General features: G+C 39.2%; 14 protein-coding genes. 5 read left to right on the top strand and 9 right to left on the bottom strand.

Translation table 11 applies throughout. The features are described from left to right. Positions 1-238 precede the first annotated feature (238 nt). The 3 genes from BN202_RS10410 to BN202_RS04195 are packed head-to-tail and all read left to right on the top strand — an operon-like array spanning position 239 to position 1,228. On the top strand, positions 239-361 hold the full coding sequence (locus BN202_RS10410) for a hypothetical protein (RefSeq protein ID WP_019219289.1): 123 nt from the start codon (positions 239-241) through the stop codon (positions 359-361). Positions 362-392: 31 nt separating this feature from the next. Continuing rightward, complete coding sequence (locus BN202_RS04200; protein ID WP_019219288.1) at positions 393-818, top strand: MliC family protein; 426 nt, start codon at positions 393-395, stop codon at positions 816-818. Positions 819-835: 17 nt separating this feature from the next. Further along, a complete protein-coding gene (locus tag BN202_RS04195) occupies positions 836-1,228 on the top strand; it encodes an MliC family protein (RefSeq protein ID WP_019219287.1) in 393 nt (130 codons plus the stop codon). Between the two features lie 16 nt (positions 1,229-1,244). Here the strand turns inward: BN202_RS04195 and mnhG are convergent, their stop codons facing one another. The 7 genes from mnhG to BN202_RS04160 form a co-directional block, all read right to left on the bottom strand. Continuing rightward, positions 1,245-1,655, bottom strand: a complete 411-nt coding sequence (mnhG, locus tag BN202_RS04190; protein ID WP_019219286.1) for a monovalent cation/H(+) antiporter subunit G — start codon at positions 1,653-1,655, stop codon at positions 1,245-1,247. After that, positions 1,652-1,933: a K+/H+ antiporter subunit F gene (locus BN202_RS04185; protein ID WP_019219285.1), complete on the bottom strand. Its 282-nt coding sequence runs from the start codon at positions 1,931-1,933 to the stop codon at positions 1,652-1,654. The genes mnhG and BN202_RS04185 overlap by 4 nt, the downstream gene beginning before the upstream one ends. Then, on the bottom strand, positions 1,933-2,415 hold the full coding sequence (locus BN202_RS04180) for a Na+/H+ antiporter subunit E (RefSeq protein ID WP_019219284.1): 483 nt from the start codon (positions 2,413-2,415) through the stop codon (positions 1,933-1,935). The genes BN202_RS04185 and BN202_RS04180 overlap by 1 nt, the downstream gene beginning before the upstream one ends. After that, complete coding sequence (locus tag BN202_RS04175; RefSeq protein WP_019219283.1) at positions 2,415-4,034, bottom strand: monovalent cation/H+ antiporter subunit D; 1,620 nt, start codon at positions 4,032-4,034, stop codon at positions 2,415-2,417. Before BN202_RS04175 ends, BN202_RS04180 begins: the two co-directional genes overlap by 1 nt. Further along, positions 4,034-4,375 carry a Na+/H+ antiporter subunit C gene (locus BN202_RS04170; RefSeq protein ID WP_019219282.1) on the bottom strand — a complete coding sequence of 114 codons (342 nt, stop codon included), beginning with the start codon at positions 4,373-4,375 and terminating at the stop codon, positions 4,034-4,036. The genes BN202_RS04175 and BN202_RS04170 overlap by 1 nt, the downstream gene beginning before the upstream one ends. Next, on the bottom strand, positions 4,375-7,296 hold the full coding sequence (locus BN202_RS04165; protein WP_019219281.1) for a monovalent cation/H+ antiporter subunit A: 2,922 nt from the start codon (positions 7,294-7,296) through the stop codon (positions 4,375-4,377). The genes BN202_RS04170 and BN202_RS04165 overlap by 1 nt, the downstream gene beginning before the upstream one ends. Before the next feature lie 237 nt (positions 7,297-7,533). Continuing rightward, positions 7,534-8,022 carry a BA14K family protein gene (locus BN202_RS04160; RefSeq protein ID WP_019219280.1) on the bottom strand — a complete coding sequence of 163 codons (489 nt, stop codon included), beginning with the start codon at positions 8,020-8,022 and terminating at the stop codon, positions 7,534-7,536. A gap of 156 nt (positions 8,023-8,178) precedes the next feature. Here BN202_RS04160 and BN202_RS04155 point away from each other — a divergent pair, with 156 nt between their 5' ends. Both BN202_RS04155 and BN202_RS04150 read left to right on the top strand, forming a co-directional pair. After that, on the top strand, positions 8,179-9,276 hold the full coding sequence (locus BN202_RS04155) for a carboxynorspermidine decarboxylase (RefSeq protein WP_034987258.1): 1,098 nt from the start codon (positions 8,179-8,181) through the stop codon (positions 9,274-9,276). Between the two features lie 58 nt (positions 9,277-9,334). Beyond that, positions 9,335-10,573, top strand: coding sequence for a saccharopine dehydrogenase family protein (locus BN202_RS04150; RefSeq protein WP_019219278.1), 1,239 nt, complete (start codon positions 9,335-9,337; stop codon positions 10,571-10,573). Between the two features lie 342 nt (positions 10,574-10,915). On the opposite strand, the gene lpdA is transcribed toward BN202_RS04150, so the two are convergent. Next, positions 10,916-12,322, bottom strand: coding sequence for a dihydrolipoyl dehydrogenase (gene lpdA, locus BN202_RS04145; protein WP_019219277.1), 1,407 nt, complete (start codon positions 12,320-12,322; stop codon positions 10,916-10,918). Between the two features lie 32 nt (positions 12,323-12,354). Beyond that, positions 12,355-13,572: a 2-oxoglutarate dehydrogenase complex dihydrolipoyllysine-residue succinyltransferase gene (gene odhB / locus BN202_RS04140; protein ID WP_019219276.1), complete on the bottom strand. Its 1,218-nt coding sequence runs from the start codon at positions 13,570-13,572 to the stop codon at positions 12,355-12,357. Positions 13,573-13,600: the final 28 nt, after the last annotated feature.

Here is a 13,600-nt window from a genome sequence, read left to right as displayed (position 1 = left end):
ATAATTGATTCGTTTTTATACTTCTATTAAAGAAATAGTTATGATGATGTCTGCGTAGCTCAGTAGGATAGAGCACAGGATTCCTAAAGAAATTGGGCGCCTTGAGGAGAAATCCTCAAAGCGGATCTGCTCAAATTCGGGGAAAGCTTCATAGGCAAAACTATATGCCAATCCCGAGCCAAGCCTCTCTTCACATGAGAGGAAGGTGTAGAGACTGAACGGGCAGCACCTAAGGAGCATGGGCTCTACGGTGAAGAGACAGTCCAGACCACAAACAGCCAATAAGGTTGGCGGTGAAAACCGAAGTGGTATGAATCCTGGGGTCGCAGGTTCGAATCCTGCCGTAGACACCATCACATAAAGACAAATTACTCTTCGTATAGGAAAGCATTATGAAAAAAACTCTACAAATTTTAGGATTTTTTTCCTTTTTGTTATTTTTCAATGTCAACAGTGCCTTAGCTACTGCTTTAGTCATTGAAGTGTCAGATAATCCAGAAACAAAAACCATAACCTATCAATGTGTTATGGGTGAAAATAAAGAACGCGTTAAAGCAACTTATTACAACTCTGATAATATTTCGTTGGTTGATTTTAAATGGAAAGACGACCGGGTCATCGCTGCTAAGGTTGATTTTAAATGGAAAGACGGCCGCGCCATCGCTACTAATGTCATCGATGCATCGGGAGAAGAATATGAAGGAGCCCAGTATATCTGGTGGAAGACGAACAATGAAGTGACACTTCATGATCTTCTTCAAGACCCAGAAGGAAAAAATCTCATCCACTGTAAAGATGAATCACTGTTATTATTTTAAATAACTGAGGAAATACCATGAAAAAAATTGCTTTTATTGTAGGATTTTTTGCTGTTTTAAGCCTACCGCTATTCGGTTCACTTAATGCCTTTGCTGGCTCTTTAGTCATCGAGGTCCCAGATGATCCAGAGCCAACAACAACAGTTGCTGTCTATCAATGCGAGACAGGCACAAGTAAAGAGCGTGTTGAAGCAACCTATCTTAATGCTGGCAACATTTCACTTGTTGATTTCAAATGGAAAGGAAAGCGCATCATTGCTTCCAATGTCATTTCTGCTTCCGGAGCACGATATGTTGCAGGACCCTATATATGGTGGTCAAAAGCAGATGAAGCCACATTTTATGATCTCAGGAATGATCCAGAAGAAAAAAATTCTATTCATTGCGTAAAAGAACAAAAAACAGAATAAAAAAATTTATTGCATCTTAAAAATCGCTCTGGCTCGTATCACTTGACATTTCGTCGGAAGTAGATGTTTGTTTTTCCATCTGACGTGATAAAAGAGCGAGCGGTTTTTTTAATTCATTTTCTGAATAGTATCGATAAGCCGCTGCTTGTGATACCAACATAGAAGCAACCGGTATTGTTGCAAGTAAAAAAATCACCAACAAAAATTCATGAAAAACAAAATGATGATCTACAAAGGTTGAATAAAGAAACGACGCAATAAGAATACTCCCAGCGCCCCAACTTGTACTCAACGAAAGCATATGTAAACGCTTATAAAAAGTGGGAAGACGCACCAATCCTATCATTCCAATCAACGTAAGACCAGATCCTAATATCAAAAACACCGTAACAGCAATAGCAACAACAAGCGATACATCATCCTTCATTCAATAATCTCCCCCCGCATGAGAAATTTTGCCAACGCAATACTTGAGACAGGACCCAATAAGCCAACAACGAGAGCAGCCATAAAATAAATGGTCGTTCCTGAACGGATATCAAAGGTCAGAAATAAAAGAATAGTGATTATATAAAGAGCATCCAACCCCACAATCCGATCTTGCGCTCGTGGACCACGAATCAACCGAAACAGTGCGAGAATCATTGCCAAACTTAAAAAAAACTGTGAAAGATAAAGCCCCCAATAAAGGATCACCATACTCATTAAAAAATCTCCAAAAGTAATTTCTCATAGCGTTTTTTGATCAATTCTTGGTAATCACATCCATTTTTAAAATTTAAGACATGAAGTAAAAGTTCTTTATTCTTTCTATTATAGGCAATCCAAACAGTCCCTGGAGTTGCTGAAATAATACATGCCAAAATAGCTAAAGCCGTGCGACTTTCAAGCGAAATGGGCACCACAATAAAACCAGACTGCTGTTTTCGAAATCTTTTGGTTAAAACCAAGCAAGCCACAGAAACATTTGAAATAATAGAATCAATAAACACATGAAAAAACAGCTGAAAAATGGCACTCCAACTTTTAATAGTTATCTTTTCCGGTTCAAAAAGCCGCATCACCCAGCCCCCAAACAAAGCAACAATAATCCCCAAAAGCAATTGACCGAAACTAAAGCCATTTAAGATCAGCCACATAAAAATAATTGCCGCGCTAGAAAAAGGGAAAAAATAACAATATTTCACTAATGAATCCCCCTATTTTCAAGAGATACATCATCTAAAACGCTGCCAATATAATTTTGAGGCTCATACAAAGTCTTGGCTGTTTCAAACATATAACGACTAACAGGATCAGCAACAATTGTAATAAGAAAACACAAAGCAAGCAGAACGGCAACAGGGGCAAATTCAATCACCTGCACCCGTGGAATTTTCCCTTCAAGAGACACCCAAAAAGTTCGAATGCCCGTTCGTGTCATCGCAATCAAAGCAGCAAAACCAGAGAGAGTGACAAAAATAATAAAAAGCCAAACGTGATAAATGGGTAGAGAGGTAGAAATATTTTCTTTACTATGGTTTAAAAGTGCCACAAACATCATAAATTTAGCAACAAAACCAGAAAAAGGAGGCAAACCAATAATCAAAAGTGCACAAAGGCCAAAACAAGCTCCAAGAATTGCCAAAGTTACCGGTAAATAAGTCCCTACCTCATCTTCTTCCTCCTCTTCATCGTCCCCATAGACTTCCATTGTCACTGTCAAAACATTGGCTGCCACATCTTGACAGCGTTCAACCAATTCCACCAAAAGAAAAAAAGCACCCAGTGCCAAAGTTGAGGAAACAATATAAAAGAGTGCACCTGCGATCAGTGCTGTATTACCGATCCCGATTGCTGTTAACAATGTCCCAGAAGAGACCAAAACACTATAAGCTGCCAAACGTACCAAGACTTGGCTTGCCAACACCCCAATAAAACCAAAAGTCATGGTAGCAAGCCCACCGTAAAACAAAATCACATGACCAAAATAGCTAAAATGTCCACTTTCTGGTCCAAACCATAACAATGTTAAACGTAAAATAATATAAATACCGACTTTACTTAAAAGTGCAAAAGAAGCTCCAACAGGCGCTACTGCTGCACTATAAGTTGGCATCAACCAAAAATTCAATGGCCACATCCCTGCTTTAATTAAGAAAGCAATTCCCAAAAGCGTAGCCCCTATTTCGAATAAAGTCATATCGCTAGAGGCTATCTGTTTTATTTTTACGGCCAAATCAGCCATATTGAGGGTACCTACGATTCCATAAATGAGCGCCGCACCAACGAGAAAAAACAACGAAGCAACCAGATTAATCACAACATAATGCAACCCAGCGCGCACACGTAATGGACCAGAACCATGCAACGCAAGGCCATAAGAAGCTGTTAACATCACTTCAAAAAACACAAATAAATTAAATAAATCACCTGTTAAAAAAGCGCCGTTTATTCCAACCATGAAAAATTGCATCAATGACTGAAAATGAGGACCCGCTTTATACCAATGTGCCCGTGCAAAAACCAATGCCGCGCTGATCAACAAGCTAGAAAGCAAAAGCATCATAGCACTTAAGCGATCGAGCACCAAAACAATACCAAAAGGAGAAGGCCAATTACCAAGCCGATAAACATCCACAGCTGGTGCAACTTCAAGAGCATGCATCACCAATAAAACAGCAATGACAACTAACAATGCGGCAGAAAAAATACTTATGAGTGATTTCAGTTTTGAACGGCGTTCATCATAGAAAAGAAGAAGAGCTCCAGTACTTAACGGCAAAAGAATTGGTAAGATAAGAAGATGATGCGCATAAGCTTCCATCACTGTACCTCACGTCCATCAACGTGATCTGAACCTGTTAAACCTCGTGAAACCAACAAGATAACCAAAAATAAAGCTGTCGTTGCAAAACCGATCACAATAGAAGTTAAAACCAAAGCCTGTGGAAGAGGATCAACATAATTCGCCGGATTGACCACCATCGTAGGATCAACGATTGGCGCTGCATTACTCCGTGGTCTACTCATTGCAAATATGAAAAGATTGACACCATAAGATATCAAAGACAAACCAAGAATAACCTGAAAAGTTCTGGGACGCAAAATGAGCCAAATTCCAGATCCGACAAGAACACCAATAGCCAAAGAAAGAATAATTTCCATTAATTTTCCTTCCCTTTTAAAGCAGGTTTTTTACCGATTCGGTAACTCCGTATTGATTGATGTGCCAGTGCAATTAAAATGAGAATCGTTGCTCCCAACACAAGAGAAAACACACCAAAATCAAACAAAAAGGCAGATGCTATAGGAACCTTTCCAATCAATGGCACATGAATATATTGGAAAAATGATGTTAAAAAAGGATACCCAAAAAACAAAGCCCCTGTTCCCGTTACAACCGATAGCAATAAGCCAAAGCCCATCCAGCGTAAAGGCAAAACTTTTAAATGATTTTCCACCCAACGAATATCCCGTGCAAGATACTGCAAAATAAAGCCTATAGCTAAAGTCACCCCACCAACAAATCCCCCTCCTGGAAGATCATGCCCTCGCACGAATAAATAAAAAGAAAAAGCAATAATAACAGAAAAGAGCCACCCCATAATAACAGAAGGGATATCCAGATAATTCAACACTGTATCCCCCACATTTCGATCCGGCTGTACTTTATCAAAAGCTTTCTGAACACGTTGTTGAAACGGCGCATCAATACTTTCAGGAGCAGGGCGGAATCGACGCAAAAGAGCAAAAACAGTCAACGAAACAACCCCCAAAACAACAACTTCTCCCATCGTATCAAAACCGCGGAAATCAACCAACAATACGTTCACAACATTGCGACCACCAGCACCAGAATAAGCATTTTTCAGAAAAAAATTAGAAACTGTTGTCTCTTGAGGACGTGTCATCATCGCAAAAGAGAGCCACGCAACACCAGCGCCTCCTATAATTGCTATGATGAAATCACGAGCGCGACGTAAACGCACCCCGAAACGAACAGACATTGGAGCAGAATTATACACACGCTTAGGCAACCAACGCAAACCAAGCAATAATAAAACAGTTGTCACCACTTCAACAACCAATTGCGTTATAGCCAAATCGGGCGCAGAAAGCCATAAAAAGGTTGCACACGTCATCAGTCCTGCTCCCCCCAAAAGCATGAGTGATGCAAGACGATGAAACTTTGCTTGCCAAGCGACTAAAAGCGCGCACAATCCACCGACCAACCAAAGCGCGAGAAAAGGCATATCAAGTGGAAAAAGCGGTAACCGTCCCAGAGCAATGAAACCATCACGCCAAAGCAAAAGACCAACAAAAATAAAACACACAGCAAAAATCCAGTGCAACTGGATTTGCAAACGGCGTGTTGACAAAACAGCCTCCACCGCACGCGCCCATTTCCAAGAAATAATCACAAGAATACGTTCAAAAATACGCAGTCCTTTCAAATGACGAAAAAAAGGCGCACCATCATCACAAGATAAAAAATAACGCCGCCCAGCAATATAGAGCAAGCTCCCCCCAAATAAAGCCACCAAACTCATCATTAATGGCGTATTAATCCCATGCCAAACAGCCAAGCTATAAGAAATCGTCATAGGTCCTAAAACAGACACAACAGCATTATCTAAAATAGACCCAATTGTTAAATTAGGAAAAATACCAACGGCCAAACAAACAAACACCAAAAGTTCTATAGGTAAACGCATAAAATGGGGTGGTTCATGCGGAGTTTTAGGTAATTTATGAGGTTTTGGTCCCCAAAAGACACCATGAATAAAGCGTATAGAATAGGTCACACTAAACAAGCTAGCAAGCGTTGCTATATAAGGAGCGATCCAATCAAGCCATGATTCCATATGCCTTTCAACAGCTTCAGCAAAAAACATTTCTTTTGATAAAAAACCATTGAGCAAAGGAACACCAGCCATCGCGGCACTTGCTACTAAAGCAAGAGTCGCTGTAATCGGCATAGAGCGATAAAGACCTGTCAGCTTACGCATATCACGTGTTCCCGTTTCGTGATCAATAATGCCAGCAGCCATAAATAAAGAAGCTTTAAAAGTAGCATGATTGGCCATATGAAAAATCGCTGCAACACATGCAAGAGGACTCCCAAGGCTTAAAAGTGTCGTAATCAATCCAAGATGACTAATCGTTGAATAAGCAAGCAATCCCTTTAAATCTTGCTGAAACATAGAACAATAAGCCCCAAGAAGAAGTGTTGAGAGTCCTGAAAGGCCGAGCATCCAAAACCAAGACTCTGTCCCAGAGAGCACGGGCCATAAACGAACCAGCAAAAATAACCCAGCTTTTACCATTGTTGCCGAATGCAAATAAGCCGATACAGGTGTTGGAGCTGCCATCGCATTAGGCAACCAAAAATGAAAAGGAAACTGTGCGCTTTTCGTTAGTCCTCCCAACAAAATACAAATAAGGGCAGGGATATAAAGTGAACTTGAACGGATCACATCTCCAGACTGTAAAATTTTATCCAGATCAAAACTACCAACGATATACCCAATCAATAAAACCCCAATAAAAAGGGCAAAACCACCAAAACCTGTAATTGTTAAAGCCATACGCGCCCCTTCACGCGCACTTGCATTATGATACCAATAACCAATCAACAAAAAAGAAAAAATACTGGTAAGTTCCCAGAAAACAACCAAAAACACCAGATTACCTGATAAAACAATCCCTGTCATTGAGCCCATAAAGGCTAGGAAAAAAGAAAAAAATCGTGGTACAGAATCTGCGGGATCCATATAATAACGGGCATAAACAACGACAAGCAGCCCAATTCCTGTAATGAGCAAACAAAAAAGCCACGACAAGCCATCCATACGCAGGATAAAATCAACACCCCACTCTGAAAGCCAAGAAATATCTAAACGCACGACACGATTTCCGTGAACTGCTGGATAAAGTGTTATTGTAAAAAGAAGCGTGAAAAGTGCAATAATCCCAGCAAACCATGCTTCATTATTTTTTGCTGTCGCACGAAAAAAACCAACAACTGCACTCCCGCCAAAGGGAAGCAAAACAAGCAATATCAACATTGCTTCCCGTATTGTCATTCTTCAAGCTCCATTCTGTCTTTAAATATTTTGTCATAGACAAAATAAAAATTTACATTGTCATCCCCTCATCCTGCACTTAACGATAATAAGATTTAATAAAACTTAAAAGTATTTTAATTTAAAAAAAACAACTGTTGCGTTAAAAAACATCCAGCATACAAATCCTCTTTTTATTCTAAGAACTGGAATGAGAACGACAAGAGCTGATAGAAAATTTTCTACATTTAATAAATTCTACCCTTTAAAAAAGCGCGAAAAACAGGGCTTACGAGGACCATAAAAAGGCTGATAACTGTTATCATTTTTATTATAAGAGCGATAACGCACCAGACAAGATTCAATATGTTGTCTAAGCATCCAAGGCTCTTGTTTTTCTAAAGAAGAAATTAAAAGTGTGCTTTTCACATCTGATACAGCTTTTAATGGAGGGTGTTCCGTGTTTAGATGTGTTAACGCAACAAAGGCGGCTTCAGGATACCACCAATTATCTTTATATTTATGATAACCATGTCGGTAATTACGGTATCCCTTAAAACCATTAAGTTCTCTACGCCCTGTAAAAACCAACGGCTGCAACCCCTCCTGAACAAAAGTCAAAGGAGCCATTTTAGCTTCGACATCGCTGTTATTTTTTGCCAAATGAATAATATTGGTGGTTATAATGAAAAAACTACCAAAAACTAAAAAAGCTAAGACATAATATAATTTTTTTTTCATACGCATAACGCAAATCTCAAAATAACAAAAACAAAAAGCAACTCTAGAAAATCTTTCTACCGCTAAACAAAAACAGATTCTTTTTTCTTGAGATATTCTGTTGCTCTTTGTACTAAACGTTGATCTCAAGAATAAGATCCTTCAAAAGAGAATGAGTAAGCAATGATAAGAACCCCCTATTACCTCATAGATAAATCTAAGCTCATAAAGAATATGCAAGTTATCACTCGTTTACGTGAAATATCTGGAGCGAAAGTTTTGCTTGCTTTGAAATGTTTTGCCACGTGGAGTGTTTTTGATTTCATGTCTGAATTCATGGATGGAACCACCTCATCATCCCTTTATGAACTGCGTTTGGGAAGAGAAAAATTCGGCAAAGAAACCCATGCCTATTCAGTTGCTTGGGCTGATCACGAAATTGATGAAGCTTGTAGCTACGCAGATAAAATTATTTTTAATTCCATCCAACAACTTCAACGTTTTGCTGATGCAACCAAAAACATTCAACGAGGTCTAAGGTTAAATCCAGGCATCAGTGCCTCTCATTTTGATCTAGCCAATCCCTCTCGCCCTTTTAGTCGCTTAGGAGAAACCAATCAAAGCGCCATTAAAGAAGTCCTGCCCCTTATCAACGGCTTAATGATTCATAACAATTGCGAAAATGCTGATTTTAATCTTTTTAACCAAATGCTAAATTACACGGAAAAAGAATTTGCAGAACTTTTCTCTGCTGTTGATTGGATAAGCCTTGGTGGGGGAATTCATTTTACAGCTGAAAATTATCCTCTAGAAGCTTTTGCAGAACGCTTAAAACACTTTTCAGAAACCCACGGTGTCACCATTTTTTTAGAACCAGGAGAAGCTTCTATAACAAAAAGCACCACACTAGAAGTCAGTGTTCTCGATACATTATATAATGAAAAAAAACTCGCTATTGTTGATAGTTCCATTGAAGCTCATATGCTTGATCTTCTCATTTATCGCGAAAATGCCAAATTAGAACCAAATCAAGGGCCATACGAAATTATGGTTTGCGGAAAATCTTGTCTTGCTGGTGATATTTTTGGAACATTTCAATTTCCCAAACCTCTTAAAATAGGAGATAGGCTATCTTTTCAGGATGCAGCAGGCTATACAATGGTTAAGAAGAATTGGTTTAATGGCGTTGCAATGCCTGCCATTGTTATCAAAGAACTTGATGGAACATTAACGCTTCAACGTCAATTTAACTACAATGATTATCAGACAAGTCTTTCATGAAAATAACCATTAAAAACCATCATACAACAAACAGTATTGAAAAGGAGATAACCCTACGATGAAGAAAAATGTTCTCATTATTGGTGCTGGAGGTGTTGCACAAGTTGTTGCGCATAAATGCGCTCAAAACAATGATATTTTCGGTGAAATTCATATTGCTTCACGAACAGTCAAAAAATGTGAAGCCATTATTGCTTCCATTAAAGAAAAAAATTCTATGAAAGAACAAGGTGTTCTTAAAAGTCATGCACTCAATGCAATGAATGTAAAAGAGACTGTAAAACTCATCCAAAAAACCAAATGCGAAATTGTCATCAATGTTGGCTCAGCCTTTCTTAATATGTCCGTTCTTTCAGCTTGTATCGAAACAAAGTGCGCTTATATCGATACTGCAATTCACGAAGACCCCCTTAAAATTTGTGAAACACCACCTTGGTATGGCAATTATGAATGGCCTCGTCGTAAAGAATGCGAACAAGCTGGTATCACCGCGATATTAGGTGCAGGATTTGATCCAGGTGTCGTGAATGCTTATGCAGCATTCGCGCGTGAATGTTATTTTGATAAGATCACCGATATTGATATTATTGACATTAATGCCGGAAGTCATGGACGTTGGTTTGCCACGAATTTTGATCCAGAAATTAACTTTCGTGAATTTACGGGACAAGTATGGTCTTGGCAAAATAAAAAATGGGTTTCCAATAAAATGTTTGAAATCAGCCATGAATGGGATCTCCCAGTTGTTGGAAAACAAAAAGCTTATATGACAGGACATGATGAAATTCATTCCTTATCCAAAAATTTTGATGTTCAAAATGTCCGTTTTTGGATGGGATTTAGTGAACATTACATCACTGTTTTTACCGTTTTGAAAAATCTCGGACTCTTATCTGAACAGCCTGTAAAAACAGCAGAAGGTCAAGAAGTCATTCCTTTAAAAGTTGTGAAAGCTGTCTTACCCGATCCAGCTTCTCTAGCACCAGACTATACAGGAAAAACTTGTATTGGAGATCTTATTAAAGGAGAAAAAGAGGGAAAGCTAAGAGAAATTTTTATCTATAATATAGCCGATCATAAACAAGCTTTTAACGAAACTGGAGCACAAGGCATTTCCTATACAGCCGGCGTACCAGCAGCAGCAGCAGCTCTCCTTATTGCCTCCGGTGAATGGGATGTTAAAACCATGGTCAATGTAGAAGAATTACCACCACAACCCTTTCTCAAATATCTCGACCATATGGGTCTTTCCACCTGTATAAAAGAACAAAAAGAAGAGAGAAAATTGCAATTTTAATTGACCTATAGAGCCATATATTGTTTTCCTTTAACGCTAATAAAGCCCTTTTGTGTATGGTAAAAACTTTTGAGGTTCGCTTTTGCATCAAAAAATAGAGCAATCTATAGTTAAAAGAAATATTGAGAAATAAAATTGCTTTGTAGAGGCTATGTGAGAAATAGCACTCTGTATTTTACTTATAGATTGGCACACTGAGAAAACTTTTCTGATATATAAAGAAAAATATAGAAAAACCGCTCTTGAAAGAGCGGTTTTTCCGAAAACATGCAACTTATGAAGTAGCCAATAAACTATCTTTTAGGCTTTTCCAAGAAACATCATCAAATATTCAAAGCCCATTTAGATATGAAGTGGTTTAGCAAATGTTGCTAAAGCTGCTTCACGCACAGCTTCTGATAAGGTAGGATGCGCATGGCAACAACGCCCCAAATCTTCTGATGAACCACCAAATTCCATTAAGACTGCAATTTCATGGATCATTTCGCCAGCACCAAATCCAAGGATATGTCCCCCTAAAACCCGATCTGTTTTTTTATCAGCAAGAATTTTAACAAAGCCATCACTCCTTTGCATAGCACGTGCACGACCATTTGCCATGAAAGGAAACTTACCAACATTATATTCAATACCAGCAGCTTTAAGCTCTTCTTCTGTTTTTCCTACACTAGCAATTTCCGGCTGAGTATAAACAACGCTAGGAATCACATCAAAATTAACATGTCCTCTTTGACCAGCCAAAATTTCTGCTACAGCAACGCCTTCTTCCTCTGCTTTATGTGCCAACATTGGTCCTTTAACAACATCACCAATCGCATAAATTCCCGGAATATTTGTCTGCCACTTTGCATCGGTCACAACAAAGCCGCGCTCATCTACTTGAACACCAACCTCGCTCAAACCAAGACCTTCCGTATATGGAGAACGTCCAGTAGCAATAAGCACAACATCAGCCTCTAAAGTTTCAGATTCACCACCTTTGACCGCTTCAAAACTAACCTTAGCCATTGAACCAGATTGCGTAATAGCTGTGACTTTTGCACCAGTTTTATATTCAATTCCCTGCTTTTCCATGATTTTTTGAAACTGCCGTGAAACCTCACCATCCATTGATCCTAAAACTTTATTAAGATATTCAATAATGGTCACCTTAGCCCCCAAACGGCTCCAAACCGAACCAAGCTCTGAACCGATAACACCGGCTCCAACAACAATCATACGCGTTGGCACTTTTTCAAAGGACAGAGCTCCCGTAGAAGAGACAACAACCTTTTCATCAATTTCAACATTGAGACCAGGAATGCCTGAACTCTCTGATCCAGTAGCAATAATAATATTTTTTGTTTCAATTTTTTGTGTGCGACCATCCCGCATAATAACTTCCAAATGACCTGCGCTTAAAATTTTGGCTGTACCAAAAAAAGTGTCAACTTTATTTTTTTTCATCAAAAAAGAGACACCGCTTGTATTTGCTGTCACAACAGCTTTTTTATGTGCCATCATTTGTTCAAGATTAAGCTTAGATTTTGCAATAGAAATACCAAGTGTTTCAAAACCATGTTGTGTTTCGGCAAACACTTCTGATGCATGCAACAACGCTTTAGAAGGAATACAGCCAACATTAAGGCACGTCCCTCCCAACGCCACACGTTTTTCAATAATTGCTGTTTTTAGCCCCAATTGCGCCGCCTTTATTGCCGCAACATAACCACCTGGTCCTGCTCCAATCACAACTACATCATAAGACATCCGTTTTTCCTTTCCTCCTGAAAATTGTACTTTTACAAGTCAAGAACAAGGCGTTCCGGATCTTCTAAACTTTCCTTAACACGCACAAGGAAAGTCACAGCTTCTTGACCATCTACAATACGATGATCATAAGAAAGTGCCAGATACATCATAGGACGAATTACAATTTGCCCATCCACAACCATTGCCCGCTCTTTAATCGCATGCATTCCCAAAATACCAGACTGTGGTGCATTCAAAATTGGCGTCGACATTAACGATCCATAAACCCCCCCATTTGTAATGGTAAAAGTTCCACCCTGCATGTCAGAAACAGCTAATTTCCCATCACGTGCAAGACGTCCCAAACGACCAATCTCTTTTTCAATTTCTGCAAATGACATATGATCAGCATTACGCACGACAGGAACAACAAGTCCTTTATCCGTTCCAACAGCAATTCCTGCATTAACATAGTTTTTGTAAATAATATCTGTCCCATCAATTTCTGCATTAACAGCAGGAAGTTCCTTTAATGCATGACAAACAGCCTTGGTAAAAAATCCCATAAAACCAAGCTTAACACCATGTTTTTTTTCAAAAACATCTTTATAACGCTTACGCAAATCCATCACCGCGGACATATCAACCTCATTAAATGTGGTTAAAATTGCCGCCGTATTCTGGGCATCTTTAAGACGACGAGCAATTGTTTGACGTAATTTTGTCATACGAACGCGCTCTTCGTGTATTTCCTGAACAGAAGCAACCGAAGAGCTGGATTTAGAAACCGCAGGAGCAGAAGAAGGAGTCTTTGTTCCCTTTTCTAAAACTCCAAGAACATCTTCTTTAAGAATTTGCCCACGCTTTCCAGAACCAGAAACATCAGTTTTTGCAATATTATTTTCTGCCATCATTTTTGCTGCTGAAGGCGCAGGAGGCATTGTAGCACTGGAAGAAGACTGCTCCACCGCAGATTTAGCCGCAGGAAGAGGTGTAGCAGCAGGCGAAAATGATTGAGAAACACCAGCGGCTCCTGCTTCAACCGCCCCCAAAAGCGCATTCACTTCAACTGTATCGCCTTCCTTTGCAATGATTTCAGATAACTTCCCTGCAACAGGTGAAGGAACCTCAACTGTTACCTTATCAGTTTCTAATTCAACCAAAGGTTCATCCATAGCAACAGTTTCGCCAAGTTTTTTAAACCATTTACCAACAGTCGCTTCGGTAACCGATTCGCCCAAAGTAGGAACACGAATTTCAGTAGTCATAATATTTTTCCATAGATCAGAGTAGTCA

Source organism: Bartonella florencae (assembly GCF_000312525.1).
Taxonomy (GTDB): domain Bacteria; phylum Pseudomonadota; class Alphaproteobacteria; order Rhizobiales; family Rhizobiaceae; genus Bartonella; species Bartonella florencae.
The sequence above is the reverse complement of the archived record's forward strand: the minus strand, read 5'-3'. Positions and strand labels throughout refer to the sequence as shown.

Bases quoted from the DNA above. Each gene is read 5' to 3' on its own strand.
- BN202_RS04185 (WP_019219285.1), bottom strand. From the start codon at position 1,933: ATGAGTATGGTGATCCTTTATTGGGGGCTTTATCTTTCACAGTTTTTT.
- mnhG (WP_019219286.1), bottom strand. From the start codon at position 1,655: ATGAAGGATGATGTATCGCTTGTTGTTGCTATTGCTGTTACGGTGTTT.
- BN202_RS10410 (WP_019219289.1), top strand. From the start codon at position 239: ATGGGCTCTACGGTGAAGAGACAGTCCAGACCACAAACAGCCAATAAG.
- BN202_RS04170 (WP_019219282.1), bottom strand. From the start codon at position 4,375: ATGGAAATTATTCTTTCTTTGGCTATTGGTGTTCTTGTCGGATCTGGA.
- BN202_RS04195 (WP_019219287.1), top strand. From the start codon at position 836: ATGAAAAAAATTGCTTTTATTGTAGGATTTTTTGCTGTTTTAAGCCTA.
- BN202_RS04175 (WP_019219283.1), bottom strand. From the start codon at position 4,034: ATGGAAGCTTATGCGCATCATCTTCTTATCTTACCAATTCTTTTGCCG.
- lpdA (WP_019219277.1), bottom strand. From the start codon at position 12,322: ATGTCTTATGATGTAGTTGTGATTGGAGCAGGACCAGGTGGTTATGTT.
- BN202_RS04155 (WP_034987258.1), top strand. From the start codon at position 8,179: ATGATAAGAACCCCCTATTACCTCATAGATAAATCTAAGCTCATAAAG.
- BN202_RS04160 (WP_019219280.1), bottom strand. From the start codon at position 8,022: ATGCGTATGAAAAAAAAATTATATTATGTCTTAGCTTTTTTAGTTTTT.
- BN202_RS04200 (WP_019219288.1), top strand. From the start codon at position 393: ATGAAAAAAACTCTACAAATTTTAGGATTTTTTTCCTTTTTGTTATTT.
- BN202_RS04165 (WP_019219281.1), bottom strand. From the start codon at position 7,296: ATGACAATACGGGAAGCAATGTTGATATTGCTTGTTTTGCTTCCCTTT.
- odhB (WP_019219276.1), bottom strand. From the start codon at position 13,572: ATGACTACTGAAATTCGTGTTCCTACTTTGGGCGAATCGGTTACCGAA.
- BN202_RS04150 (WP_019219278.1), top strand. From the start codon at position 9,335: ATGAAGAAAAATGTTCTCATTATTGGTGCTGGAGGTGTTGCACAAGTT.